Raw genomic sequence first — 24597 nt, 5'->3', positions numbered from 1 at the left:
ACGAAAGGCGAAAGATGAAGAAGTCTTCACTTCTGACCGTTGCCGCGCTCAGCGGCGCGGCCGCAGTCTTGCTGGCCGGCTGTTCCAGCGGCACGACCGGCACCACGACCGACGACGGCGGCGACACGACGGAGTCGGCCGGTCGCGCGTGCGTGATCCTCCCCGACGCAGCATCGTCGCCGCGCTGGGAGAACTTCGACCGCAAGTACCTGCAGGAGGGCCTGGAGGAGGCCGGCTTCGAAGTCGACATCCAGAACGCACAGGGCAACACCAACACCTACTCGACCATCGCCGACCAGCAGCTCACCCAGGGCTGCGGCGTCATGATGCTCGTCGACCTGCAGGGCGCGGCCGAGGCCGTAGCCGCGAAGGCGTCGGGCGAGGGCATCCCGGTCATCGCCTACGACCGACCGTTCTCGGGTGCCGACTACTACGTCTCGTTCGACAACGTCGAGGTCGGGCGCCTCGAGGGTCAGACCGTGCTCGACGGTCTCGAAGCCGCGGGCAAGGACCCGGCGACCGCGGTCGTCGTGTACATGGGTGGCGACCCCGCCGACGGCAACGCGGCCATGTTCAAGTCGGGTGCCGTGGAGGTCATGGAGGGCGCCGGCATCACGGCGGCGGCCGAGCCTCCGGGCGTGTGGGACCAGGAGGTCTCGCAGACCAACTTCGAGCAGGCGCTGACCTCGCTGAACGGCCAGGTCGACGGCGTGTGGGTTGCGAACGACACGAACGCCGCCGGCGTCATCAAGGTGCTGCAGGACAACAACCTCGAGGGCGTCGCGGTCTCGGGCCAGGACGCGAACGTCGCGGGCCTGCAGAACATCCTGCTCGGCTGGCAGACGGCCACCGTGTACAAGCCGGTCGCCGATGAGGCGGCTGCGGCCGTCGAGGTCGCCATCGCGCTCCTCAACGGGGAGTCGCCCGAGGCCGACACCGAGTTGGACGACGGCACGCCCTACGTGCAGGTCACGCCGATCCTGGTCGGACCGGAGCAGGTCAAGGACGTCATCGCCGCCGGCGACGCCGCCTACGACGAGGTCTGCACCGCCGACGTGATGGCAGCCTGCGAAGAGTTCGGGGTCACGGAGTAACCTGACGGTCACGACCGCAGGGGCGTCGCGTCCTCGGGCGCGGCGCCCCTGCGCACCGTACCGGCACACCGCAAGGAAGCGAGTATGTCAGACACCATCACCGCCACTGCCACCGAGCCGATCATCGAGCTGGTCGGCGTGAAGAAATCCTTCGGCCCCGTGAGCGTGCTCAAGGGCGTCGATCTGAAGATCATGCCGGGCCGCGTCACCGCGCTCGTCGGCGACAACGGAGCCGGCAAGTCGACGCTCATCAAGGGCCTCGCCGGCGTCCAGCCGTACGACGAGGGCGAGGTTCTCATCGACGGCAGGCACCGCGACCTCCACGCCCCACGCGATGCCTCGGGTCTGGGCATCGAGGTCGTGTACCAGGACCTCGCGCTGTGCGACAACCTCGACATCGTGCAGAACATGTTCCTGGGTCGCGAGGAGCTCTCCTTCGGCACCTTCGACGAGGGTCGCATGGAGAAGGAGGCCTCCGACACCCTGCGCTCGCTGTCGGTGCGCACGGTGAAGTCCGTGCGTCAGAAGGTCTCGTCGCTGTCGGGCGGTCAGCGTCAGACCGTCGCGATCGCCCGCGCCGTGCTGAAGAAGGCGCGCGTGGTCATCCTCGACGAGCCGACCGCCGCGCTGGGCGTCGCTCAGACCGAACAGGTGCTGAACCTCGTGCGGCGGCTGTCCGATCAGGGGGTGGCGGTGGTCCTCATCAGCCACAACCTCGCCGACGTCTTCGCCGTCGCGGACGACATCGCCGTCCTGTACCTCGGCCAGATGGTGGCCCAGATCGAGACCAGCGAGACCACCCGCGACGACGTCGTGGGCTACATCACCGGCACCAAGACGCTCGGCGATGTGCAGATCATCGAGACGTCGACCATTCGCACCGAGGGAGGCGCGGAATGACCACGAACGTCACACGCACGGAGGCCGCGGCGGACCCCGTCGTGAGCGACCTCATCGGATCCGGCGTCGAGGGCGGGCTCGTCGACCAGGCGCAGGCCTGGTGGCAGCGCGTGCGCGGCGGCGACATGGGAGCCCTCCCCGCCGTCGGCGGACTCGTGGTGCTGACCATCCTGTTCTCGGTCCTGAGTCCCTTCTTCCTCACTGAGCGCAACTTCGCCAACCTGCTGAATCAGGCGGCGACCCTCGTGGTGCTGGGCATGGCGCTGGTGTTCGTCCTGCTGCTCGGCGAAATCGACCTGTCGGCGGGTGTCACCGGCGGCGTGGGCATGGCGCTGTTCGTCGTGCTGAACTCCGTCGTCGGCATCGCCTGGCCGATCGCCCTCCTTGTCGGCTTCGGCTTCGGCTTCGCGACAGGCGCCCTCATAGGCTTCTTCGTGGCCAGGGTCGGCATCCCGTCATTCGTCGTGACGCTGGGTCTGTTCCTGGGCTTCCAAGGGCTCGCGCTCACCGTGATCGGCGATGGCGGCCTGTACCGCGTCCAGGTGCCCGAGCTCATCGCCCTGCAGAACGGCAACCTGCCGGTCTGGGGCGGCTGGACGCTGCTTGCCGTCATCCTGCTGATCTCGGCGGCCACCTCGTTCTGGGATCGAGCGCGCCGGACCCGCGCTGGGGTTCCCAATCGGGCTATCTCGCTCGTGTGGATCAAGCTCGGAGCCATCGCCGTCATCGGCGGCGCCGCCGTGTACGTGCTCAACCAGAACCGCGGCCAGTCGGTCGTCGAGGTCACCGGTGTCCCCGTGATCGTGCCGGTCGTGCTGGCGATCCTGTGGATCGGCACCTTCGTGCTCGACCGCACGACGTTCGGCCGGTATATCTACGCGATCGGCGGCAATGCCGAGGCCGCCCGGCGCTCCGGTGTGAAGGTGCGCTGGATCAAATGGTGGGCCTTCGTGATCTGTTCGAGCCTCGCCGTCGCCTCGGCGCTGTTGAGCGTCTCTCGCGTCGGAACGGTGGACGCCACGGTGGGGCGCGACATCGTGCTGTCGGGTGTCGCCGCGGCCGTCGTCGGCGGCGTGAGCCTGTTCGGCGGAAAGGGTCGCCTCGTGCACGCCGCGATCGGTGCGCTGGTCATCGCCGTGATCACGAACGGCCTCGGCCTGCTCCGCCTGCCCGCAGGCGTGAACCTGCTCGTGACCGGCGGCGTGCTGATCCTCGCGGCCACCGTCGATGCGCTCTCCCGCATCCGCTCGGGAGGCACTTCCCGCACGTAGCCGTCGCCTGTCCCGCGAGAGTGCATCTGGCGGACGAGACTGCGTCGCACCTGCGGCGCCCTCGTCCGCCGGCTGCACTCTCGCCGTGTGTGGGGACGACGACGCGGGCGGGCGTCAGCGCCCGGCGATGATCTCGTCGACCCACGCGGGCACGAGCTCTCCCGCGCGCCCGGCGCGGGATTCGTCGAAGGGCACGGCGGCCTCGGTCGGCTCGAGGTTGAGCTCGATCGTGCGCGCGCCGAACGCTGCCGCGAGCGCGACGTACCCGGCGGCCGGATAGACGGCACCCGATGTGCCGACCGACACGAACAGGTCGCACGCGACGATCGCCTGCTCGATGCGATCGAGCTCGTACGGCATCTCGCCGAACCACACGACATCGGGGCGAAGCTCCCGCCGACCGCACTCGGGGCACGCCGGGCGATGCACGAGGTCGCCCTGCCAGCGCGGCCGGGCGCCGCATCCCGAGCACAGCGCGCGCATGAGCTCCCCGTGCATGTGCACGAGGCTGCGGCTGCCGGCGCGATCGTGCAGGTCATCGACGTTCTGCGTGACCACGAGCAGGTCGGCGCCCATCGCTCCCTCCAGCCGGGCGAGCGCCCGGTGGGCCGCGTTCGGGGCGACGGATGCCAGTGCCCGCCGTCGCGCATCGTAGAAGCGCTGCACGGCGTCGGGGTCGGCGTCGAAGGCCTCCGGTGTGGCCACGTCTTCGACGCGGTGCCCTTCCCAGAGGCCGCCCGCGTCGCGGAAAGTGGGGACCCCGCTCTCGGCCGAGACGCCGGCGCCGGTGAGCACGACGATGCGCATGAGCCCAGTCTGGCGCATCCGCTCACGCGGGCGCGTCGGCGGCCGAGGGCAGCAGCGCGCGCAGCGCCGCGATCGTATCGGCCTCGCGCGCCGCCTTATCGGGCCGGTACCCCTTGACGCGCGCGAAGCGGAGGGCGACACCGCCGGGGTATCGGGTCGAGCGCTGCACGCCGTCGATCGCGATCTCGACCACCGTGGAAGGCTCCACGTGCACCGCCCACGCCGACCGGTGCGTCTCGATCGTCGGGAAGTGCACCGTCTGCCACCGCAGCAGATCGTCGGTGAGCCCTTTGAAGGTCTTGCCCACCATCACGAACGCGCCGGCCTCGCCGAACTCGCCCCGCTCGTCGCGGGCCCCCAGGTGCAGGTTCGACAGCTGCCCCGTGCGCCGCCCCGATCCCCACTCCACGGCCAGCACGACCAGGTCGAAGGTGAGCACCGGCTTCACCTTGAGCCACCCCTTGCCGCGGCGGCCCGCCGTGTATGGCGAGTCGGCTGCCTTGACCATCACGCCCTCGTGCCGCGCGGCCAGGGCGCGACGGGAGATCGCCGCGGCCACCGCCGCATCCGCGGTGATCTCGCCCGGCATCCGCCACGGCCCGGCGATCCGATCGAGCTCCGCCCGGCGCACGCGCAGCGGCTCGTCGACCAGGTCTCGCCCGTCCACGTGCAGCACGTCGAAGAACCACGGGCGCAGGGCGATGGCGGGGTCGGCCTCGGACCCGAACCGCGCCATCGTGTCCTGGAACGCGCGCGGTCCGCCGTCGTCGTCGAGCGCGAGCGTCTCGCCGTCGAGGATCGCCTCGTGCACCGGCAGGGCGCGCACCACCTCGACGATCTCCGGCACCCGGTCGGTGATCTCCGCCAGACTGCGCGTGTAGACGGCGATCTCGTCTCCCCGGCGGTGCACCTGGATGCGGGCGCCGTCGAGCTTGTACTCGACCGACGCGTCGCCGCCGATCTGGGCGAGGGCATCGTCGGTGGATGCCGCGGTGCCGGCGAGCATCGGGAGCACCGGTCGTCCCACCCGCAGTCCCACCTCGGCGAGCGCCTCGACCGGCTCGGCGAGCGCGATCCGCGCGGTCTCGCCGAGGTCGCCGGAGAGCATCGCGGCCCGGCGCACGGTCGCCGCATCGCGCTCGGCGGCGGTCGTGATCGCATCGAGCAGCACCCCTTCCAGCGCGCCGGTGCGCAGCTGCCCGGTGACCACCCGCACGAGGAAGTCCCATTCGACCGTCGTCGCACGCGCGGCGAGGGCCGCGAGCGCATCGCGTCGCGTCGTGACCGATCCCGGCCCCTGCGCTCCGGCCAGCAGCGAGAGCGCGTCATCGACGTCGCGCACGGTGAGCGTCGCGACCGCGGCATGCTGGTCGGCGACCGCGGCCATGCCCCGCCATCCCACGCCGATGCGCCCCTGCCTCGGGCGCGCGGTGAGCAGACCGACGGCGGGCACGATCTCGTCGGGTGCCAGCGCGCGCAGCATCGGCGCAAGCGCCGCGACCTTCGCGAGCCGCGAGCGGGTCGCGGCCACGGCGTCGGTCGCCTCGACGAGGGCGCTCAGCAGCATGCCCGCATCCTCCTCCCCGCCACCGACACCCTAGACACCGCCGACCCCGCCACCGCCGACCCCGCCCCCGCCGTCAGTCCGCGTGCGCGGCGGCAGCGGCGACGAACGCATCGTCGGCGTCCGCGTCGTCGGAGGCGGTAACGATCCGCAGCACGACCTCGTCGACGGCCGCGCGATACGCCGCGATGCGCGCGCCGGCCTCCTCGGCCTCGATGACCGTCTCACCCACCTCGATGCCCAGGCGGGCGAAGTTCGCCGCATACGCGGGGAAGGCGGCATAGCGCGCGGCTTCGTCGTGAAGGTGCGCGCGGGCGGCGGCATCCATCGTCGTCCGCACGTACAGCGCGACGTGGGCGGCGGGGGCGATCGCGTGGGCCTCGTCCGCCTGCGCTCGGGCGAGATCGGGGGTGAGCCAGCTGAGCAGCAGCCCGTTCGACGCCGCGGCGCCCCGGCGCCGCATGCGCGGACCCAGCGCACCGACCACGATGCGCGCACCGGGCAGCGCCACCCGCAGCTCGGCGGTGGCGCGGGCGACGGCGTCGACGGCTCCGGTGCGCAGCTGCCCCGAACCCAGGCCCAGCACGACGCGGTCGAGGCACGTGTCGAGGCCGAGCTCGACGACGCGATCGACGATGTCGGCCGCGGGACGACGGTCGACGGGAAGCACCCCGGTCGCGAGGGTGAGCCCCGTGGTCGCCCGCCCGGCCGCCGCGAGAGCGGCCAGCGCGTCGTGGCCGGGGGTGTCGTTGACCCATAGTCCGTGGAATCCGGCGGCCTCGATCCGCGGCGCCAGCCGCGCGATCCGAGCGGGTCCGATCCCCGCCGCGACACCGATCGACACCTTCGCACTCGTCTGGCTCACTCCTCGAGCATGCCGCGCGCCGCGCGCCGCCGCCAGCGGTGAGCGGACCACTACCGTGGACAGGTGGACTTCTCGCTCGACGCGCTGCGGCGATGGCCCGACGTCGAGGCGCCCGACCTGTTCGCGGTGGATGCCGCGGACCGGCTGATCCTCGACGAATCGGCCGCTCTCCGGGCCGCATGCCCCGCGGGCGGGCTCGTCGTCATCGGCGATGCGTACGGTGCGCTCGCGCTCGGCGCCGCCGCCGACGGCGCGCGCGGCATCCGGGTGCACCAGGACTCCCTCACCGGCGAGCGCGCGCTGGCCGCCAACGCCGCCCGGTCGGGTCTGGCGGACGCGGTCTCCTCGCTGCCTCTGTCGGCCGACCTCGTGCGCGACGCCCGCGTCGTGCTCGTGCGCCTCCCCCGCTCGCTCGACGCGCTGCGCGACATCGCCGGGCTGATCGCCGCCCACGCGGCCCCCGAGGTGGTGGTGGTCGCCGGCGGCCGCATCAAGCACATGACGGTCGCGATGAACGACGTGCTCGCCGAGCGCTTCGGACGCCTCGACGTCACCCACGCGCGCCAGAAGTCGCGGGTGCTGCTCGCGAGGGAGCCGCACGACGGCCGCGACCCGCAGCCCCGGCAGGAGACCCACGACGGCCTGATCGTCTGCGCTTTCGGCGGCGCGTTCGCGGGCGCGGGCGTCGATATCGGCACCCGGCTCCTGCTGGAGCACCTCCCCGCCGACATCGAGGCCGCCGACCCTGTCATCGACCTCGCGTGCGGCACGGGGATCGTGGGCACGACGCTGGCCCTGCGGCACCCCGACCTCCGCGTCTACGCCTGCGACGCCTCGGCGGTGGCGGTGGCGTCGGCCCGCGCGACCGCCGCGGCCAACGGCGTCGCCGACCGGATGGAGGTTGCGCAGGACGACATGCTCCGCTCCCTCGCCGACGGCTCGGCGACCTTCATCGCGCTCAATCCGCCGTTCCACTCCGGCGCCGCCGTGCACGAGGGACTCGCCCCGCGGATGTTCGCCGACGCCGCCCGCGTGCTCGCGCCCGGGGGCCGGCTGTGGACCGTGTGGAACTCGGGTCTGCGCTACCGGCCCGCCCTCGAGCGGCTGGTCGGCCCCACCCGCCAGATCGCGCGGAACGCGAAGTTCACGGTCACGGTCTCCACGCGCCGGTAGACGCCGCGCCGCCGGACCGCCGCGGGTCGGGCGGCGCCGGTCAGCGCTCGCCGCCGGGCGGACCGACCAGGAGCAGCACGACGAAGATCACGACCACGGCCGCCGCCAGCAGCAGGGCGAGCACGAGCGGGCGGCGCAGGAACCAGCGCATGAGGCGGTCGTGCCACGCGCCATCGCGCGGGTCGCCCGTCGCCGTCACGCGCCAGGCGCCCTCGAGGCGCCCGCTGCGGTGCAGCCAGATCTCGGTCGGGATCGTCGCATAGGGGATGATCGCGCTCGCGATGGCGACCACCGCCGGGCCCGCACCCCACCGCTGGTTCTTCGCGACGAGCACCGCCGTCGCGCCGTACGACAGGAAGACGAAGCCGTGGATGCCGCCGCCGATGGTCACCGCGATGTCCCACCCCGCGGTTGCCCGCAGCACGAGCCCGCCGATGAGGAGGGTCCAGGAGATCGCCTCGGCGATCGCGAGCGAGCGGAAGAGCTGCAGGGGTGCGCGGAACATTCCTTCAGTCTAACTGAAGGTCAGGAGTGCTCCGACGTCCCGCCCCTCGCCGACGCCGTCGTCGCGAGCTCGTCGACCTCCTCATGGCGGCTGTCGAGCGCCCGCGAGAGCACGCCGAAGCGGGCGGTGAAGGCCTCATCGAGCTCCGCCAGCGCCGACTCGGCCGCGGCGAGCGCGCGGTCGCCCTTCTCGGTGACGCGCAGCTCCGACGCCGACCCCGCGTGTGCGGTGCCGTCGGTGACGAAGCCGTCGGTGACGAGGGTGCGCACGGCCGTGTGCGCCGTCTGCACGGTGATCTGAGAACGGCGCGCAAGTTCGCTGAACGAGATCCCCGGGGTGGCGCGCACGTGCGCGAGGAGTCCGTACTTGCGCGTGGTGAGGCCGATGCCCTTCAGCGCGCGGCCGAGCTCGGCATCCCACACCGCCGACAGCGTCAGCAGACTGATGACGGGGCTGAACCGTCGGGCGTCTTCGGCCATCGGCGGACCCTCCTCGCTGCTTCGGCGTCCCATGCTAGCCGGGGGCGGTCGGCGGCGAGTCCGCGCCACGCACCGCCGCGTCTTCGAGCGCACGGATGAGACTGGCCGAGTCGTACGGACCGACGTGGCGCCGATCGCCGATGAAGAAGGTCGGCGTGGAGTGGATGTCCATGAGGTCGGCGTCATCGCGGTCGTCGTCCACGCGGCGGGCCGCCTCCGCCGAGCGCATGTCGCGCGCGAAGCGGTCGACGTCGAGGCCGACGCGGTCGGCGTAGGCCACGAGATCCTCCGGCTCCAGGCGCGCCTGGTTGTCGAACAGCTGCGCCGTGTACTCGAAGAAGCGCCCCTGCGCGGCCGCGGCCTCCGCCGCCCGCGCCGCCGCGGTCGCATGGGGATGCACGGCGTCCAGGGGCAGGTGCCGGTACACCCACCGGATCTCGTCGCCGAAGTGCGCCCGCACCGCGCTCACGGACCCCGTCGCGCGGCTGCAGAACGGGCACTCGTAGTCGGCGTACTCGACGATCGTGTAGGGCGCGTCGGCACGCCCCTTGATGTGGTCGCGATCGGGGTCGACGGGGCGATTGAGGCGAGCGCCCACCGCATGGGGAGGCCGCACCCGATCGCCGATCGAGAGCACCGCCCAGCCCAGCAGGAACGCGAGCAGCGATCCGGTGAGCACGCCGACGCGGGCGAGGTCCTGGGCGTGCGGGTCGTCGAGGGCGAGCGGGATGATGAACAGCGAGATCGTGAAGCCGATGCCCGACAGCGCCGCTCCCCCGGCCACGCGCGTGAGGGTGAGCCCCGGCGCGAGGCGCCCCCAGCCCATCCGCTGCACGAGGGCGGTGGCAGCGGTGATGCCCGCGAACTTCCCCGCCACGAGGCCGACGATCACCGCCCACGTGAGCGGCGAGGTCGCCGCGTCGCGCAGGGTCTCGGCATCCAGGTGCACGCCGGCGTTGGCCAGCGCGAAGATCGGCAGGATGCCGAAGGCGACGTACGGCCGCCACGCGGCATCCAATCGCTCGTTGATCGAGAGCGAATCGCGCACGCTGCGGGTGACGGCCGCCGCATAGGCGGTGTTCGGCGACTCGCGGAAGGCCTGCGTGAGCTGTGCCGTGCGCTCCACGTCGCTGCGCCGCGGCGGGAACACGGGGATCAGCAGCGCCACCGCGACGCCGGCGAGGGTGGGGTGGATGCCGCCCATCATCACCGCCGCCCACAGGGCCGCTCCCAGCACGGCGTAGAGGAGCCCCCGGCCGGCGGGAAGCAGGCGCACGAGCGCCAGCAGCACCATGAGCACGACCGCCACCAGCAGCGGGACGGGCTGCAGTCCGCTCGAGTAGAAGAGGCCGATGACCAGCAGCGCACCGACGTCGTCGACGACCGCCAGGGTGAGCAGGAACGTGCGCAGGCGCTTGGGGAACGGCGGCGCCAGCAGGGCGAGCGCGCCGAGCAGGAACGCCGTGTCGGTGGAGATGACGATTCCCCACGCGTGCGCCTGCCCGCTGGAGGCGGTCATCGCGACGAAGACGAGCGCCGGCACGAGCAGTCCCGCGACTGCGGCGACCACCGGCACGAGGGCCCGGTCGCGCGAGGTGAGCTCGCCGATCGTGAACTCGCGCTTGACCTCGAGGCCCACGAGGAAGAAGAAGAGCGTCATCAGCACGTCGTTGACGAACTCGTGCAGAGTGATCTCCAGCTGCGCCGAGCCGATCGCGAACTCGATCGGGGTCTCCCAGAAGTGCGCGTAGCCGTCGTGGGGCACCACGTTCGCCCACACGACGGCGATGATCGCCGCGGCGAGCATGAGCCCGGCGGCGATCCTGTCACCGCTGCCGGCGGCCCCACTGCGCTTCTTCGCCGTGCGCGCGGTCGAGACCGCTCCCGTGGTCATCGCCGCCGTCCGTTCAGCGCGTTCGCGTGGACCACCATGCCCACGCGACGAGCAGGGGCTGGAAGAAGAGCCGCACGAGCCGCTTGCGGTCGCTGTCGAGACCGAAGCCGTCCCGGCGCTTCGTGTACTGCTCCACGTTGCCCGGGAACACCGCGATGAAGAACGCCGCCAGGATCGCGCCGATCCGCGAGCGCGACTGCGGCAGCACCACGAGCGCCGCCCCGAGCATCACCTCGACGACGCCGGATGCCACGACCACGGCATCCTTGTCGATCGGTGCGATCTCCGTCGTCCAATCGGGCACCTGCGCCTGGAACTCGCGGCGGGCCCAGAACAGGTGTCCGATCCCGGCGAAGACCATGGCTGCGGCGAGGGTCCAGCGCGCGAATGTCCTCATGGTGACCAGGAAACCACGTGGACGGGGCGCGCGGGGCGGATCGCGGTGAATCGGCGGGGCGATGCCGCGATTACTCTGAGGAGGCGATTCGAAGGAGCACCCGCATGTCCGCAGTCCCGCCCCGCGACGGCGCGGCTCTCATCCAGCCCGCGCCGCCCGAGATCTCCCCGGAGACGGCGAGCCTTCTCGCCCGCGACGAATGGGGGGTGGATGCCGCGGCCCGCGCACTCGGCAGCCATCAGGATCGCAACTTCCTGCTCTCAGCCCTGCCGGCGCCGCTGCTGCTGAAGATCGCCAACCCGAGCGTGAGCGCGGCCGAGCTGGAGGCGCAGTCCGCGGCAGCGGCGCGCATCGCCGCCGCGGGCATCCGCGCGCCGCGCGCCCTCGCCGTCGGGGACGCGACCGCGCGGCCGGTGGAGGTCGACGGTGTGCGGATGCACGCGCGCCTCCTGGAGTTCCTCGAGGGAGAGACCCTGTCGGGCGACCGCCACCTGACGGCGGCGGTCGTCGACGAGATGGGCTCGCTCGCCGCGCGCGTCGATCGGGCGCTGGAGGGCTTCACCGCGGCGGGGGCCGAGCGCACGCACCAGTGGGACCTCCGCCACGCACCCGACGCGCTCTCCGCCCTGCTGCCGCACGTCGCCGATGCTCCGCTGCGCGACCGCCTCGATCGTGCCGCAGCCGAAGCCTGGGCGGCCATCGTCACGGTCGCCGACGATCTGCCGGTGCAGTTCATCCACGGGGATCTCACCGACGACAACGTCGTCAGCGGCCCCGACGGTCACCCCGACGGAGTGATCGACCTCGGCGACCTCAACCGCTCGTGGACGGTCGGCGAACTCGCGATCACGCTCTCCTCGCTGCTGCACCATGACGGGGTCGATCTGGCCGCGGCGCTGCGTGCGGTGGCCGCCTATCACCGGGTGCGGCCGCTGAGCCCGGCTGAGGCGGAGGCGCTGTGGCCGCTGCTGGTGCTTCGCGGAGCGACGCTGGTCGCCAGCGCCCACCATGTGCTCGCCACCGACGCCGGAAACGCCTACGCGGCCGAGAACCTCGCCCACGAGATGCTGATCCTGGATGCCGCCACCTCGGTGCCGCTGCCCGTGGGCACCGCGCTCGTGCGCGCGGCGATCGGCGACCCGCCCGCGGCCCTCGACGCGACCGGCCTCGTCGTGGCGAGCGCGGTGGAAGCCACCGGCGCGGGGGTCGCCGACCTCTCGCCCTCCTCTCCCGCGCTGAAGGAGGACCGCTGGCTCGCCGACGACGCCGAGGCCGCGGTGTTCGCGGCGGCGCGGGCCGGCGGCGGAATCGCCGTGGCGCGCTTCGACGAGTCCCGGCTGACGCGCTCGGCGCTCCACGCCCCGACCGAGCCCGCCAACGTCGCCCTCGGTCTGGAGCTCGTCGCCGATGCCGGGATGCCCGTGCGCGCGCCCTGGCGCGGCATCGTCTCCGCCCGCGCGGACGACGAGGTCGTCCTCACCGCGCACGGACTCGACCTGCGCGTCTCGGGCGTGCGCGACGCGCCCCCGGCGGGCACCGATGTCGCCCCGGGTGCGCGGCTCGGCGACGTCGGCGGGAGCGCGTGGTTCTCCCTGAGTCGCGCGGGGGTGACCCTCCCCCGCTTCGTCCCGCGTTCGCAGGCCGCCGCCTGGCGCGTCGTGGCGGCCGACCCGGCTCCGGTCATCCTCGGCGCACACGCGCCGGCGCCCGCCGCGCGGCCCGATGCGGCATCCCTCCTCGACCGCCGCTCGCGCGCGTTCGCCGACGTGCAGGAGCACTACTTCGCCGATCCGCCCGTCATCGTGCGCGGCTGGCGCGAACACCTGATCGACGCCGACGGCCGCGTGTACCTCGACACGCTGAACAACGTCACCTCGGTCGGGCACGCCCACCCGCGCATCGTGTCGGCGGTCGCGGAGCAGTGGAGTCTGATCAACACGAACTCGCGCTTCCACTACCCGGCCGTGGTGGAGTTCGCCGAGCGCCTGGCCGCCCTCGCGCCCGACCCGCTCGACACGGTGTTCCTCGTCAACAGCGGATCCGAGGCTGTGGATCTCGCGCTGCGGCTGGCGCAGGCGTGGTCGGGTCGCCTCGACGTCGTGGCGATGCGCGAGGCCTACCACGGCTGGACCTACCTCACCGATGCGGTCTCGACATCGGTGGCCGACAACCCGGCGGCGCTGGAGACCCGCCCCGCCTGGGTGCACACGGTGGCGGCGCCGAACACGTTCCGCGGCGCGTACGCGGCGGACGAGGCCCACCGCTACGCAGAAGACGCCGTCGCCGAGATCGGCCGGCTCGCTGCTGCGGGCACCCCGGCCGGCGCCTTCCTCGCTGAGACGTTCTACGGCAACGCGGGTGGCATGGTGCTCCCCGACGGATACCTCGCGGCGGTGTACGCCGCCGTCCGCGAGCACGGCGGACTCGCCGTCGCAGACGAGGTGCAGGTCGGGTACGGACGCCTCGGTCGCTGGTTCTGGGGCTTCGAGCAGCAGGATGCCGTGCCCGACGTCATCGCCGTCGCCAAGGCGATGGGCGACGGCCACCCGCTCGGCGCCGTCATCACGACGCGGGAGATCGCGGAGCGCTACCGCGCCGGCGGCTATTTCTTCTCCTCGGCCGGCGGCAGCCCGGTCTCGAGCGTCGTGGGACTGACCGTGCTCGACATCATCCGCGACGAGCGACTGCAGGAGAACGCCCGCGACGTCGGAGAGTACCTCGTCTCCCGGCTGGAGGAGCTCGGGCAGCGGCATCCCCTTATCGGCGCCGTGCACGGAGCGGGCCTCTACCTCGGGCCGGAGTTCGTGCGCGACCGCGCCACGTGGGAGCCCGCGACCGCAGAGACCGCGGCGATCTGCGACCGGCTGCGTGCCCTCGGGGTGATCGCCCAGCCCACCGGCGACCACCAGAACATCCTCAAGATCAAGCCGCCGCTGTGCTTCACCCGCGCGAGCGCCGACGCGCTCGTGGACGCCCTGGATCGCGTGCTGAGCACCGGCTGGTGAAACGACCGCGTAGCGTGGCTGCCGTGAGCGAAATCGACGACGTCGCGGCGGCACTGGAGCGGCTGACGCACGACCCCCTCGCCGACGCGGTGCGCGGCACCGTGCGCGTCGTCGCCGCGTCCGAGCCCGCGCCGCGCGGGCGGTACCAGGAGTGCCGGCTCGATGTCATCGCCGAGGCGACGGGTGTGCCGCCCACCCCGGTGAGCACCGCCGTGGTCACTCGACGCCGCTACTGGCCGCAGGTGGGCCAGGTGCTCCCGGCGCGGGTCTCGGTCTCGAATCCGACGGTCATCGACGTCGACTGGGACGCCCTGGCCCGCTGAGCGCGGCACCTCGGTCACACGACCGCGGCAGGTTGCGGCATCCGCGGCTCGAATCGGCGCCAGGTGTCACACGACCGCCGTAGATTGCGGCATCCGCGGCATCCCGCGGCTCGGTTACCCCGCGTGCGCGGCAGGTTGCGGCATCCGCGGCACCGATCGATGGCGCGGATGCCGCAAACTGCCGCGAACCCGATCATTGTGCGCGCGGCGGGTGGTGCCCTATCGTCTGGTCCCAGTGGACATTCGACGATTCACCTGTGCCGCCGCGATCGCGTTCGTCCTCGGGAGCCTCGCCACGACCGCCGTCGGCTGCACGAGCGACGTGGATGCCGCACCACCCGCGTTCGCCCTCACCGCGGCGGACATCGTCATGCCGGCGGGCCAGGACTATCCGATGAACCTGGTCTTCGTCGCCCACGAGCGGGATCCGATCTGGGCGGACCTGCGCGCGGTGGGCGTCGGCGACGACGCATATGGGCCCGGGCAGCTGCAGGTCGCGCGGGGCGAGGGGACGGACGGGCTGCTGTTCGGCAATCTGCTGTTCTCCCTCGCCGTGCCCGCGGCGGGCGTGTCCTTCGAATCCGTCGAGCTGTATTACGAGGGAGCCACCGAACCGGTGAGCGTGCCCGTCGGCTCCTGGTCGCTCACGCAGGCCCCGGCGTCCGAGTTCCGCAACGATCAGTCCAGCGACCTGGTGGCGATGCCCGACTGCGCGAGCACGCTCTCGCTCGAGCTGCCCGCGGATGTCGCGGCTGTGGATGCCGTCGAGACCGGCAGCGCCGCGCGGGCGTTCGACGTGGAATGGGCCGCCGGAGACGTCCACGTCTCACTCGCCTGCCCCGACGACACGGATCTCGTCGTCATCAGCCCCCGCGTGCACTACACCGACGGGCGGGCGCGCGAGCGGGCGCTGCGCTATCTACCGGTCGCGGTCGGGCACATGTCGCTCGACGACGCCGACCTCGGGCGGATCCGCGGACGCTGAGCGCCCGCGGATCGGCCCGTCGAGGGTCAGGTCAGAAGTCCCAGTTCTCGTCGCGACCCGCGGAATCATGCAGGAAATCTACGTCGGCGCGATCCTCGTGCCATCTGCGTGCCACTCGGGCCGAAATCGCGGCGTCGAGCGGGTTTATCCACGCAGCATCAGCGTAATTGACCGGGCACCGGCGCGACATCCCTGCTCTGGAGCGTGTACCCCCTGCGTACCTGATAGGTGGAGAAGGGAGCTCACGATGAGCATTCGCACCACCCGAGCAGTAGCCTCCACTCACGACTCCAGCGCCGCTGTCGAGCGTCGCTGGATGAGTGTCGTCTTCATGCAGGGTGAGGATGCCGACGGCGTGCTCGACATGATCGACAAGAACGGACCCGAGGCCGCAATCCGCCATCTGTCGGAGTGGGACTACGGCGACGAGACGCGGGATGCCGCGTTGGTCAATGGATACGTCTACGACGAGATCCCCCAGAGCCCGACTGACCGCGTAGTCCGCGACGACTCCGCAGGGTACGCGCTCACCTACAACCATCACTTCGGGTACGCGTCGCTCCTGCGCCACTTCGATCCGGTCGTCGAGGACGCCCGGGAGTCCGTGGCACCGCCAGCTCGGTTCGGATTCGATAGACAGCGGACCGCACGCCGCTCTGCCGGACTCCGACTCTAGGATTCTCCGACGGGCATCACGCAAGCATCCATATCCGGGCGGTGCTCGCTGAGCGGACCACTTCGTACAAGCCGGACCCGTTTCGGCTACTCCTTCGGCCCCCGGGTGCCTCTATTCGCGGATTCGGACACGGCAGCGCTATGTGTCGCCGGTCTAGGGTGACCACATGACCAGGTTCGCGCTCGCCGTTCCTCACTGGGGGACATTCGGTGATCCGCGTGAGGCGGCGCGCATGGCGCAGCGGGCTGAGGCGGCAGGCTGGGACGGGTACTTCACCTGGGGAGGGTTCGTCTCGCGCGACGATCCACCTGCGACCTACGACCCCTGGGTGATCCTCGCGGCGGTCGCGGCGGCGACATCGCACATGCGTATCGGCACCTGCATCGCACCGCTGCCCGCTTTCCCACCGCACGTCATCGCGTCGATCGTCGCGAGCCTCGACGTGCTGTCGGACGGGCGGATGACACTCGGCGTCGGCATCGGCGACGTTCCGCGAAGCTTCGAGATGTTCGGGCAGAGCGGTGATCGCCGTACTCGGGCTGCGCAGCTCGATGAGGCGCTAGAGGTGATTACTCGGCTTTGGAGCGGTGAGCAGGTCGTTCACCACGGCGAGCACTACGTGGTCGACGGCGTCACGCTCGCCGCGGTGCCGGTCCAGCGACCGCGCGTGCCGATCTGGGTCGGCGGTGACAGCGCGCCGGCGAAGCGACGCGCGGCGCGGTGGGATGGCTGGATCGGACCCGACGAGGACCCGACCGGAGCGACGACAGCCGATCTGCGACGGGTTCGCGACGAGCTGTCGAACGCTGCGCACCCGGTGGACCTGGTGTGGGCCGGTGAGCTCGATGATGTCGGGACCGCTGACTGGGCGATGATTCCACTGCTGGGGTCCCGTGACGCGTGCGTGGCTCTCGTGGACGAGGGCCCGCGGCGCGACTGATGGCCGTCGTGCGCGTGCGATCCCTCAACGGGCGTTGCGCGATGATGGGCCGTCTGCGGGCCGAGCGGGGGCTCTCGTATTGCGACGTGATCGTGATTGGTTCGCTCCAGCCGCTCCTCCCAGCTTCACACCCAAACAACCGATAGAACCCCGTTCGTGTCCCGGCGTGCATGGGTTCCGTTTCAGTGTGGCCAGCGCCAGCCGGCGATGGCGGGGTCGTCCTCGCCGTGCTCGCGGGTGTAGTCGCGGGCGGCCGCTCGGCGTTCGACGAGCGATTTCCGCAGCTCGGTGTACCGCCCCCCGGCTTCTGGCAGCCGGTCGAGGGCGTCGATCGCGAGCTGGAACCGGTCGAGGTCGTTGAGCATCACCATGTCGAACGGCGTGGTCGTGGTTCCTTTCTCCTTGTAGCCGCGCACGTGGAGGTTCGGGTGTCCGTTCCGTTTGTACGCGAGGCGGTGGATCAGCCACGGGTAGCCGTGGAAGGCGAAGATGATCGGTCGATCCGTCGTGAAGACCCGGTCGAAATCGTCGTCGGAAAGGCCGTGGGGGTGCTCACTCGCCGACTGTAGCCGCATGAGGTCGACGACGTTGACGACCCGTGTGGCGAGGTCGGGTGCGTCGCGGGCGAGGATGGATGCTGCGGCCAGGATCTCCTGGGTCGGCACGTCGCCAGCGGCGGCCAGCACGATGTCGGGGTCGGCGCCGGGCTTCTCGGTACCCGCCCACGCGAGCACGCTGAGGCCGCGGGTGCAGTGCTGCACCGCGGCATCCATCGAGAGCCACTGCGGGTTGTCCTGCTTGCCGGCGACGACGACGTTGACGCGGTCGACGGTGCGCAGGCAGTGGTCGTAGGTCGCGAGCAGCGTGTTCGCGTCGAACGGAAGGTAGACGCGGACGATCTCGGGGCTCTTGTTGACGACCACGTCGAGGAAGCCCGGGTCCTGGTGGGTGAACCCGTTGTGGTCCTGCCGCCAGACGTGGCTCGACACGAGGTAGTTGAGCGATGGGATCGGAGCGCGCCAGGGGACCTGGGCGGATGCTTCGAGCCACTTCGCGTGCTGGTTGAACATGGAATCGACGATGTGCACGAACGCTTCGTAGCTGTTGAAGACCCCGTGCCGTCCGGTGAGGAGGTATCCCTCGAGCCAGCCCTGACACTGATGCTCGCTGAGCACCTCCATGACACGTCCCGCGCGCGCCAGGTGCTCGTCGAGCGCGATCGTCGCCGCGTTCCACTGTTTGTCGCTCGCTTCATACACGGCGGGCGCGAGACGATTCGACGCGGTCTCGTCGGGGCCGAAGATGCGGAAGGTCGTCGGGTTGCGCCGGATGACCTCGGCGAAGTACTCCCCGAGCACGGCGGTGGCCGAAGCGTCACGGGCACCCGGGGCGTCGACGTCCACGGCGAAGTCGCGGAAGTCGGGCAGGTTGAGGTCTTCCCGCAGCATCCCGCCGTTGGCGTGTGGCGTGGCCGACATCCGGTGATCGCCGGCGGGCGCGAGCGCGATCGTCTCGGGGTACGCGATGCCGTCCTCGTCGAACAGCTCTGACGGACGGTAGCAGTGCAACCAGTCGTGAAGCTGCCGCAGGTGCTCGTCGCTGTCCCGAGCCCCTGGGAGCGGCACCTGGTGCGCGCGCCACGTGCCCTCGACCACGAGCCCGTCGACCTTGCTCGGACCGGTCCAGCCTTTCGGTGATCGCAGTACGATGACCGGCCAGGCGGGTCGCCCGGTGGCGCCGTCGACGCGCGCGGCGTGCTGGATCGCAGCGATGCGGTCGAGTGCGACTTCGAGCGCATCGGCGAACCGCTGGTGGACGTCGGGGGCGGCATCCGTCGTTTCGAACGTCACGAAGATCGGCTCGTGGCCGTAGCCGTGCAGCAGACTCTCGAGTTCGCTTTCGGGGATGCGGGAGAGCACGGTCGGGTTCGCGATCTTTCACCCGTTCAGGTGGAGGATCGGGAGCACGGCGCCGTCGGTCGCGGGGTCGAGGAACTTGTTGCTGTGCCATGCCGTGGCCAGTGGCCCGGTTTCGGCTTCGCCGTCGCCGATGACGCAGAACACCGTGAGGTCGGGGTTGTCGAACGCGGCGCCGTAGGCGTGGCTGAGCGAGTACCCCAGCTCGCCGCCCTCGTGGATGGAGCCCGGGGTTTCGGGGGCGGCGTGACTGGGGATGCCTCCGGGCGTGGAGAACTGCCGGAAGAGCCGCCGCATGCCGGCCTCGTCACGGGTGACGGACGGGTACCGCTCGCTGTAGGTGCCGTCGAGCCAGGCGTTCGCCACCATTCCCGGGCCGCCGTGGCCGGGACCGGCGATGTACAGCGCGTCCAGATCCCGCACGCCGATCTGTCGATTCGCGTGCGCGTAGATGAGGTTGAGTCCGGGAACGGTGCCGAAGTGCCCGAGCAGGCGAGGTTTGACGTCGTCGCGGGTGAGCGGCCTGCGCAGCAGCGGATTGTCGCGCAGGTAGATCTGGCCGACGCTCAGGTAGTTCGCTGCGCGCCACCAGGCGTCCAGTTCCCGGATCTCGTCGTCATGCAGACGTGCATTCGGCATGTGACTCCTCGCTCGTCGCCGGTCTTTCGACCGTAGGCGAGTGGGCGCGACCGTGGCCACGGGGTTGACACGGTGGCCACCTGCACGCCCCGGCGAGGTGCGGGCGGGTTTGTCAACCCACTTCGCGACGCGGGGTGCGACTGCTTGCCTGATACGCGAACCCCCGCGATCGGGAAGTAGGCGACGCAGAGCTGCCCCAAGCGCTGCACGTGAACCGAGGAGAGACGATGTCGAACACGACGAACGACGAGGGTGACCTCACGCCTGAAGAGATGGATGACGCAGGACGTATCGAAGACGACGTCCAGCCCGAGACCCAGGGTGAGACGCCCCTCGACGCAGAACTGGGCGAGGAAGGACAGGGCGACATCCTGCCCGAGGACGAACCCGCCGACGGTGACGACGACAGCGAGATCCAGGTCGAAGAGCTGCCGTAGCCGGTAACGAGCACGAGGAGACGACGTGACCACGAACTTCGGGTACACCCTGATGACGGAGCAGAGCAGAGCGCGCGACCTGGTGCGCCATGCCGCGCATGCGGAGGAGGTCGGGTTCGACTTCGCCGTCTCGAGCGACCACTACTCGCCATGGCTGACCAGCCAGGGCCACTCGCCGTATGCGTGGTCGGTGCTCGGCGCAGTCGCACATGCGACATCGCGTCTCGAGCTGATGACCTACGTCACGTGCCCGACGATGCGGTACCACCCGGCGGTGGTGGCGCAGAAGGCCGCGACGTTGCAAGAGCTGAGCGAGGGGCGCTTCGTTCTCGGCCTCGGCTCGGGCGAGAATCTCAACGAGCACGTCGTGGGAGAAGGGTGGCCCTCGGTCGCTGTGCGCCAGAGCATGCTCGAGGAAGCGATCCAGATCATCCGCGAATTGCACACCGGCGAGCTGACCACCTGGGAGGGCGAGTACTTCCGAGTCGACTCGGCGCGCATCTGGGACCTTCCAGATTCTCCCGTTCCTCTCGCCGTCGCAGGATCGGGCGACGAGTCCATCGACCGGTTCGCGCCGCTCGCCGACCACCTCATCTCGGTGCAGCCGGAACGAGAACTGATCGAACAGTGGGATGCCGCGCATTCCGGCGCGTCACGCAAGATCGGCCAGGTTCCGATCTGCTGGGACACCGACGAGGCAGCTGCGGTCGCGCGTGCGCACGACCAGTTCCGATGGTTCGGTGGCGGATGGGCGGTGAATGCCGACCTTCCGACGCCGGCGGGCTTCGACGGCGCCAGCGCGTTCGTCCGACCCGAAGACGTCGCCCACGCCATCCCCTGCGGACCCGACCTCGATCGCATCGCCGCACGGGTGAAGGACTACGTCGACGCCGGCTTCACCGACATCGCCCTCGTGCAGGTGGGTGGTGACGCCCAGACGCCGTTCCTCGACGACGCGGCATCCGATCTTCTGAGAGATCTTCGGCGCCTGTGATCCACGGTCACCTCCCCGATCGAACGATGAGCGAGAACAACCGTGTCGTGGCGGAGATCGCACGAATGTGCCGTGACGACGGTCGCACCGTCGCGGCGGTGGAGTCGCTGACCAGCGGAGGCGTCTCGACCGCACTCGGGCGCGGCGCCGACGCCTCTGATTGGTTCCGCGGGAGCATCGTCGCCTACCACCTCACGACCAAGCAGCGCGGCCACTCACCACGTCCCCGGCCGCCCGGAGGAGGTGGTCGCGGCCAGCACGAGCGCGGCGCTCACGATGCTCCTCGAACGGCTGTGACCGAGCGGCCCGACCGGCGACTCGTCAAGGGGCTTCGCCGCCGCATCCGTCATGCGTAGGTTCTCCTCTGTGCGACGACCTCGGAGTTGCGCTACTTAAGGACTGGCTTGGTTGGCTCGTCCGGTGATCGCCGACGCGTCTACGACGGGGTCCACTCTTCGTGGCGCAGCTCGACGCTTCTGAATGTCGGCGCATTCATGTCTGCCCGCGCCGCTGTCCTAGTTCGCGGCGCCGGAGAGGTCGGCGCCGGCCAGGTCAGCCCCGGCGATGGTCGCGCGATCGACGTTCAGGTGTTCCACTGCCACGTTGCCAAGCGACACATTCTTCTCTTCGCCACCGACACTCTGAGCCGGATCGCTCTCGATTTGCTCAGCTACCAGCATGATGCCGCCGGTGGAGCTTGCCGAATTCGCGAGCTCCTCGATCCAGGCAGGGTTCAGTGCGGCGGGCTCCGGGTCGTCGAACACGAACCGCAACGGGATCGAGGGATTCAGCCAGATCGTGCTGCGTCCGCGCGGCTGGTCCTCGGGGTGCCGCCACGACAATGTGAAGCTCTCGCCGCGTCGGAGCTTGGTCGAGATGACGACTTTGAGGTGGGCCAGCGCGCGATCCTCGATATGGATCGGCGACTCTGACCCGCCATAGAAGATTGTCCCCATTTCGCCTCCGCCTAGGCCGACCAAGTACTTGGGATCCGGTGTACCACTCGTAGCGAGAATACTTTCCTTGACGTGTTCCAGCACCTGGACGTCTGTCTAGTCGACCGGATAGACGATCATCGCGTGGAACGCAACCGCCTCGTCCGGCACGGGAGCGGTTCCTATCGTTGACGCATGGTGTTCCGACTGCGAGACGGACCACGCGACGGTCAGCTGGTCGACGAGCTTCCGCGGGATTACCGCGCGCTGCACCTGCCCGACGAACCTCCCCTCGACCCGGTGTTCGACGACGTCGTGCCCACCATCGCCGACTGGCGCCCGGATGCTGCTCCCAACCGCCCACCGCACCGTGAACCCGGACCTTCCTGAACCGCCGCGCCTTCTTGACGCCTAGAGCCCATCTCAGGCGGGGATCCGTTGCGCAAGGGGGACACCCCGGAACGATCCACTCCGCTTCGAAAGCGCGCAAGACGCGGATCCCCGAACCGCGAACTGTGCGACCGCGGAATGGGGGCATGCACCCGGGCGGGTACCCGGTGGGGACGGGTCACCGGCGCGGGCAAGTCAAGGGGGTGGACGGACCCCGCTGAGCGCCGCATGCTGGAACCGGAGGTAATCATGATCAGCGCAGATCAACACCACCTCGTCTTCGACCCGGTCGGTGATGGCGCCTGGAGACTGTGTGACCCGTCCGTGGGTGAGCGTGACTCGGACCATGTCATCGCCTATGTCGAACGCGTACCCGACGGGCAACTCGAGGCCGTCTGGCTTCACGACCGGCGTCGCCCCTCACGCCACCACACCCGCGAAGAAGTCATGCATGCCGCGATGCTGCGCCCGCCAGCGCCGCAGCCAAGAACGAGCACGAAACCCGTCACGATCCCGCACGCATCACCCCACCCTCAGCCATTCTGACCACGCTCCCGCTGGATCCGGCATGCGGACCGTCGCCGAGCGGTCACGCCCGTCGACACGGGGCGCGAGGCACTCGCCGACGCGCAGAATCTCCGCGCGCATCGCACCCCAACGTATACGGATATTGCCGTGTAGCGGGACGTCAGCGTGCATAGCGGATGGGCTGGCCGGCGGGTGCCGGCCAGCCCATGGAGTCTCACCGAGCGGCTTGGGTGATGAGTGAGATGACCGAGAGCGGTTTGCTGAGCATCGGGACGTGAGAGGTGTTGACTTCGACGACCGTGGATCCGGCGCGCTCGGCCATGGCGCGCTCTGCCTCGGGCGGAATGATGCGGTCTTGCTTGGCGACCATGTACCAACTCGGGATGCTCTCCCACGCCGGCGGGCCGGACGGCGTGACCAGGGACGCATAGGAGCCGGGCCGTTGCCCGGCGGCCATGGTCTTGGCGAGGACTTTCGGGATGTCTTGCGCAAACAGGTCGGGGAAGGCGGCGGGATCGATGTATGCATCTGCGTCGCCTTCGGATGCTCCGGGGAACGGGCGGATGACGAGGTTGTCGGTGACGTCGGTGTGTCCGCCGCCGAGGTGGTTGGCGTCGGCGACCGATTCGCCTTCGGCGAGGGCGTAGGCCGCGATGTAGACGAGTGACTTCACGTTCTCATTCCCGGTGGCGGCGTTGGTGATGAGGGCGCCGCCGTAGGAGTGACCGACGAGCACGACGGGTCCCTCGATGGTGGTGAGGAAGTCGCGCAGGTACTGGCTGTCATATTCGATGCCGCGCAGCGGGTTGGAGAACGCGAGGACGGGGTATCCGGCGGTCTGCAGGGCGGGGGCGACGAGGTTCCAGCCGCTGGAGTCGGCGAATGCGCCGTGGACGAGCACGATGGTGGGCTTGGGTGTTCCCTTGGCCGCGGCGACGGTGGTCGGCGCGGGTTCGGCGGCGGCGGGGAGGGCGACGGCGCCCAGCGCGATGAGGGAGGCCGCGAGGGCTGCGGCGGCGAGGCGGAGGATGCCTCTGGGTTTCCGGTTCATGGTGTGGTCCTTTCAGGTGGGTGGTGGGCGGTGTTGAGTTGGTCGGTGAGGTCGACGGGGCGCCCGTCGGGCAGCCATCGAAATCGCTCGCGGATATGGGTGGGGGCGTCGCGGATGGCGGCGCGCATCCCTGTTTCGCCGTCGCGGAAGTGTGACCAGCCGTCGTAGTGCGCGGGGATCGCGACGGTCGGCTGCAGGAGGCCGACGAGCTTGACGGCGTCCGCGCCGGTCATGGTGTAGTCGATTGGGCCGGTGATTCCGAAGCGGACGCCGCCGGCGTTGACGATCGCGACGTCCACGTTCAGTCGGCGGGCGGCGTGCGTGAGCTGTCGGGTGAGGACGGTGTCGCCGGTGATCCAGATGTCGTCGCGGAGCTGGTGGTTGCGGCGGAGGAGGAAGCCGATGACGTCGCCGACGATAAGCCTGCTGAACGGTGGCCCGTGCCGGCCGGGAGTCGCGGTCACCCGCAGGGGCTCCTTCCCTTCCGCTTCGAGGACGAGGGTGTGGCCGGCGGTGAGGCCATGCACGTTCGGGAGGCCGAGTCGTCGCGCGCCGGCGCGGGTGGTGACGACGTGGGTCGCGGTGGGGAGAAGCGCGCGACCGGTGTCGTCGAGATTGTCGGCATGGTGGTCGTGGCTGACCAGGATCACATCGACTGGCCCCAGCTCGGCCGCGGTGATGGCGGGGCCGCGGGTCTTCACGCTCGAGGTGCCGAGGGCGAATGGGTAGCGGCGGCCGGGTGGGTCGAAGGTGGGGTCGATGAGGATCCGCCACTGGTGGAGCTCGACGAGAATGGTCGGGCCCCCGATCCGTGTGACCTTCATGAGTT

At 70.5% G+C, this 24597-nt stretch carries 22 protein-coding genes and 2 pseudogenes; 13 read left to right on the top strand and 11 right to left on the bottom strand.

Features of this window, described 5'->3' with window-relative positions; translation table 11 throughout:
- The first annotated feature begins 14 nt into the window (after positions 1-14).
- The 3 genes from HQM25_RS06040 (at position 15) to HQM25_RS06030 (ending at position 3265) form a co-directional block, all read left to right on the top strand.
- The gene (locus HQM25_RS06040) at positions 15-1094 is read left to right on the top strand and encodes a substrate-binding domain-containing protein (RefSeq protein WP_172989425.1); all 1080 of its coding nucleotides are present in this window, start codon (positions 15-17) and stop codon (positions 1092-1094) included.
- Between the two features lie 84 nt (positions 1095-1178).
- Positions 1179-1994 (top strand): ATP-binding cassette domain-containing protein, encoded by an 816-nt coding sequence (locus tag HQM25_RS06035; protein WP_172989424.1) that lies wholly within the window; start codon positions 1179-1181, stop codon positions 1992-1994.
- A complete protein-coding gene (locus HQM25_RS06030) occupies positions 1991-3265 on the top strand; it encodes a sugar ABC transporter permease (RefSeq protein ID WP_172989423.1) in 1275 nt (424 codons plus the stop codon). Before HQM25_RS06035 ends, HQM25_RS06030 begins: the two co-directional genes overlap by 4 nt.
- 114 nt (positions 3266-3379) lie before the next feature.
- Here HQM25_RS06030 and HQM25_RS06025 read toward each other — a convergent pair whose 3' ends face one another.
- The 3 genes from HQM25_RS06025 to HQM25_RS06015 all read right to left on the bottom strand — a co-directional run bounded on the left by HQM25_RS06025 (position 3380) and on the right by HQM25_RS06015 (position 6501).
- On the bottom strand, positions 3380-4072 hold the full coding sequence (locus tag HQM25_RS06025) for an NAD-dependent deacylase (protein ID WP_172989422.1): 693 nt from the start codon (positions 4070-4072) through the stop codon (positions 3380-3382).
- 22 nt (positions 4073-4094) lie between these two features.
- A complete protein-coding gene (locus HQM25_RS06020; protein ID WP_172989421.1) occupies positions 4095-5639 on the bottom strand; it encodes an ATP-dependent DNA ligase in 1545 nt (514 codons plus the stop codon).
- A 73-nt stretch (positions 5640-5712) separates the two neighbouring features.
- A complete protein-coding gene (locus tag HQM25_RS06015; RefSeq protein ID WP_172989420.1) occupies positions 5713-6501 on the bottom strand; it encodes an LLM class flavin-dependent oxidoreductase in 789 nt (262 codons plus the stop codon).
- Positions 6502-6564: 63 nt separating this feature from the next.
- On the opposite strand from HQM25_RS06015, the gene HQM25_RS06010 reads away from it, so the two are divergent.
- On the top strand, positions 6565-7674 hold the full coding sequence (locus tag HQM25_RS06010; protein ID WP_172989419.1) for a class I SAM-dependent methyltransferase: 1110 nt from the start codon (positions 6565-6567) through the stop codon (positions 7672-7674).
- A gap of 40 nt (positions 7675-7714) precedes the next feature.
- Here the strand turns inward: HQM25_RS06010 and HQM25_RS06005 are convergent, their stop codons facing one another.
- From HQM25_RS06005 to HQM25_RS05990, 4 genes are read right to left on the bottom strand one after another with little or no spacing between them, the layout of a single operon-like run.
- Complete coding sequence (locus HQM25_RS06005) at positions 7715-8179, bottom strand: DUF3817 domain-containing protein (protein ID WP_172989418.1); 465 nt, start codon at positions 8177-8179, stop codon at positions 7715-7717.
- Between the two features lie 20 nt (positions 8180-8199).
- A complete protein-coding gene (locus HQM25_RS06000) occupies positions 8200-8658 on the bottom strand; it encodes a MarR family transcriptional regulator (protein WP_172989417.1) in 459 nt (152 codons plus the stop codon).
- Between the two features lie 34 nt (positions 8659-8692).
- Positions 8693-10552 carry a Na+/H+ antiporter NhaA gene (gene nhaA, locus HQM25_RS05995; RefSeq protein WP_172989416.1) on the bottom strand — a complete coding sequence of 620 codons (1860 nt, stop codon included), beginning with the start codon at positions 10550-10552 and terminating at the stop codon, positions 8693-8695.
- A 13-nt stretch (positions 10553-10565) separates the two neighbouring features.
- Positions 10566-10949: a DoxX family protein gene (locus HQM25_RS05990; protein WP_172989415.1), complete on the bottom strand. Its 384-nt coding sequence runs from the start codon at positions 10947-10949 to the stop codon at positions 10566-10568.
- Between the two features lie 104 nt (positions 10950-11053).
- On the opposite strand from HQM25_RS05990, the gene HQM25_RS05985 reads away from it, so the two are divergent.
- From HQM25_RS05985 to HQM25_RS05965, 5 genes are all read left to right on the top strand, one after another.
- Positions 11054-13954, top strand: a complete 2901-nt coding sequence (locus HQM25_RS05985) for an aminotransferase (protein WP_172989414.1) — start codon at positions 11054-11056, stop codon at positions 13952-13954.
- Between the two features lie 23 nt (positions 13955-13977).
- Positions 13978-14277, top strand: a complete 300-nt coding sequence (locus HQM25_RS05980; protein ID WP_172989413.1) for a hypothetical protein — start codon at positions 13978-13980, stop codon at positions 14275-14277.
- A gap of 235 nt (positions 14278-14512) precedes the next feature.
- A complete protein-coding gene (locus tag HQM25_RS05975) occupies positions 14513-15262 on the top strand; it encodes a hypothetical protein (RefSeq protein WP_172989412.1) in 750 nt (249 codons plus the stop codon).
- 247 nt (positions 15263-15509) lie between these two features.
- On the top strand, positions 15510-15938 hold the full coding sequence (locus HQM25_RS05970) for a hypothetical protein (RefSeq protein WP_172989411.1): 429 nt from the start codon (positions 15510-15512) through the stop codon (positions 15936-15938).
- 166 nt (positions 15939-16104) lie between these two features.
- Positions 16105-16878 carry an LLM class flavin-dependent oxidoreductase gene (locus tag HQM25_RS05965; protein WP_172989410.1) on the top strand — a complete coding sequence of 258 codons (774 nt, stop codon included), beginning with the start codon at positions 16105-16107 and terminating at the stop codon, positions 16876-16878.
- 182 nt (positions 16879-17060) lie between these two features.
- On the opposite strand, the pseudogene HQM25_RS05960 reads toward HQM25_RS05965, so the two are convergent.
- Positions 17061-19433, bottom strand: a pseudogene (locus HQM25_RS05960) (phosphoketolase family protein).
- 227 nt (positions 19434-19660) lie between these two features.
- Between HQM25_RS05960 and HQM25_RS05955 the strand changes: the two are divergent.
- From HQM25_RS05955 to HQM25_RS05945, 3 genes are read left to right on the top strand one after another with little or no spacing between them, the layout of a single operon-like run.
- Positions 19661-19870 (top strand): hypothetical protein, encoded by a 210-nt coding sequence (locus HQM25_RS05955; RefSeq protein WP_172989409.1) that lies wholly within the window; start codon positions 19661-19663, stop codon positions 19868-19870.
- 25 nt (positions 19871-19895) lie between these two features.
- Positions 19896-20864, top strand: a complete 969-nt coding sequence (locus tag HQM25_RS05950; RefSeq protein ID WP_302182842.1) for an LLM class F420-dependent oxidoreductase — start codon at positions 19896-19898, stop codon at positions 20862-20864.
- A gap of 26 nt (positions 20865-20890) precedes the next feature.
- Positions 20891-21220, top strand: coding sequence for a CinA family protein (locus tag HQM25_RS05945; RefSeq protein ID WP_172989408.1), 330 nt, complete (start codon positions 20891-20893; stop codon positions 21218-21220).
- Positions 21221-21517: 297 nt separating this feature from the next.
- Here the strand turns inward: HQM25_RS05945 and HQM25_RS05940 are convergent.
- Positions 21518-21820, bottom strand: a pseudogene (locus HQM25_RS05940) (DUF7882 family protein); the annotation flags it as partial.
- Positions 21821-21994: 174 nt separating this feature from the next.
- On the opposite strand from HQM25_RS05940, the gene HQM25_RS05935 reads away from it, so the two are divergent.
- Positions 21995-22189, top strand: a complete 195-nt coding sequence (locus HQM25_RS05935; protein WP_172989407.1) for a hypothetical protein — start codon at positions 21995-21997, stop codon at positions 22187-22189.
- Between the two features lie 742 nt (positions 22190-22931).
- Here HQM25_RS05935 and HQM25_RS05930 read toward each other — a convergent pair.
- Positions 22932-23768 carry an alpha/beta fold hydrolase gene (locus HQM25_RS05930; protein ID WP_172989406.1) on the bottom strand — a complete coding sequence of 279 codons (837 nt, stop codon included), beginning with the start codon at positions 23766-23768 and terminating at the stop codon, positions 22932-22934.
- Entirely contained in the window at positions 23765-24592 is an 828-nt protein-coding gene (locus tag HQM25_RS05925; RefSeq protein ID WP_172989405.1) for an MBL fold metallo-hydrolase, read from the bottom strand. The genes HQM25_RS05930 and HQM25_RS05925 overlap by 4 nt, the downstream gene beginning before the upstream one ends.
- Between the last annotated feature and the right edge of the window lie 5 nt (positions 24593-24597).

The sequence above is a fragment of the Microbacterium hominis genome, assembly GCF_013282805.1.
Lineage (GTDB): Bacteria > Actinomycetota > Actinomycetes > Actinomycetales > Microbacteriaceae > Microbacterium > Microbacterium hominis_B.
Note: the sequence above shows the minus strand (reverse complement) of the source record. Positions and strands in the feature narration are given on the sequence as shown.

Coding starts and splice junctions, on each gene's coding strand:
- HQM25_RS05990 (WP_172989415.1), bottom strand. CDS start 10,949: ATGAGGACATTCGCGCGCTGGACCCTCGCCGCAGCCATGGTCTTCGCC.
- HQM25_RS06020 (WP_172989421.1), bottom strand. CDS start 5,639: ATGCTGCTGAGCGCCCTCGTCGAGGCGACCGACGCCGTGGCCGCGACC.
- HQM25_RS05955 (WP_172989409.1), top strand. CDS start 19,661: ATGTCGAACACGACGAACGACGAGGGTGACCTCACGCCTGAAGAGATG.
- HQM25_RS05930 (WP_172989406.1), bottom strand. CDS start 23,768: ATGAACCGGAAACCCAGAGGCATCCTCCGCCTCGCCGCCGCAGCCCTC.
- HQM25_RS05925 (WP_172989405.1), bottom strand. CDS start 24,592: ATGAAGGTCACACGGATCGGGGGCCCGACCATTCTCGTCGAGCTCCAC.
- HQM25_RS05935 (WP_172989407.1), top strand. CDS start 21,995: ATGGTGTTCCGACTGCGAGACGGACCACGCGACGGTCAGCTGGTCGAC.
- HQM25_RS05970 (WP_172989411.1), top strand. CDS start 15,510: ATGAGCATTCGCACCACCCGAGCAGTAGCCTCCACTCACGACTCCAGC.
- HQM25_RS06035 (WP_172989424.1), top strand. CDS start 1,179: ATGTCAGACACCATCACCGCCACTGCCACCGAGCCGATCATCGAGCTG.
- nhaA (WP_172989416.1), bottom strand. CDS start 10,552: ATGACCACGGGAGCGGTCTCGACCGCGCGCACGGCGAAGAAGCGCAGT.
- HQM25_RS05985 (WP_172989414.1), top strand. CDS start 11,054: ATGTCCGCAGTCCCGCCCCGCGACGGCGCGGCTCTCATCCAGCCCGCG.
- HQM25_RS06040 (WP_172989425.1), top strand. CDS start 15: ATGAAGAAGTCTTCACTTCTGACCGTTGCCGCGCTCAGCGGCGCGGCC.
- HQM25_RS05965 (WP_172989410.1), top strand. CDS start 16,105: ATGACCAGGTTCGCGCTCGCCGTTCCTCACTGGGGGACATTCGGTGAT.
- HQM25_RS06025 (WP_172989422.1), bottom strand. CDS start 4,072: ATGCGCATCGTCGTGCTCACCGGCGCCGGCGTCTCGGCCGAGAGCGGG.
- HQM25_RS06030 (WP_172989423.1), top strand. CDS start 1,991: ATGACCACGAACGTCACACGCACGGAGGCCGCGGCGGACCCCGTCGTG.
- HQM25_RS06000 (WP_172989417.1), bottom strand. CDS start 8,658: ATGGCCGAAGACGCCCGACGGTTCAGCCCCGTCATCAGTCTGCTGACG.
- HQM25_RS05945 (WP_172989408.1), top strand. CDS start 20,891: ATGAGCGAGAACAACCGTGTCGTGGCGGAGATCGCACGAATGTGCCGT.
- HQM25_RS06005 (WP_172989418.1), bottom strand. CDS start 8,179: ATGTTCCGCGCACCCCTGCAGCTCTTCCGCTCGCTCGCGATCGCCGAG.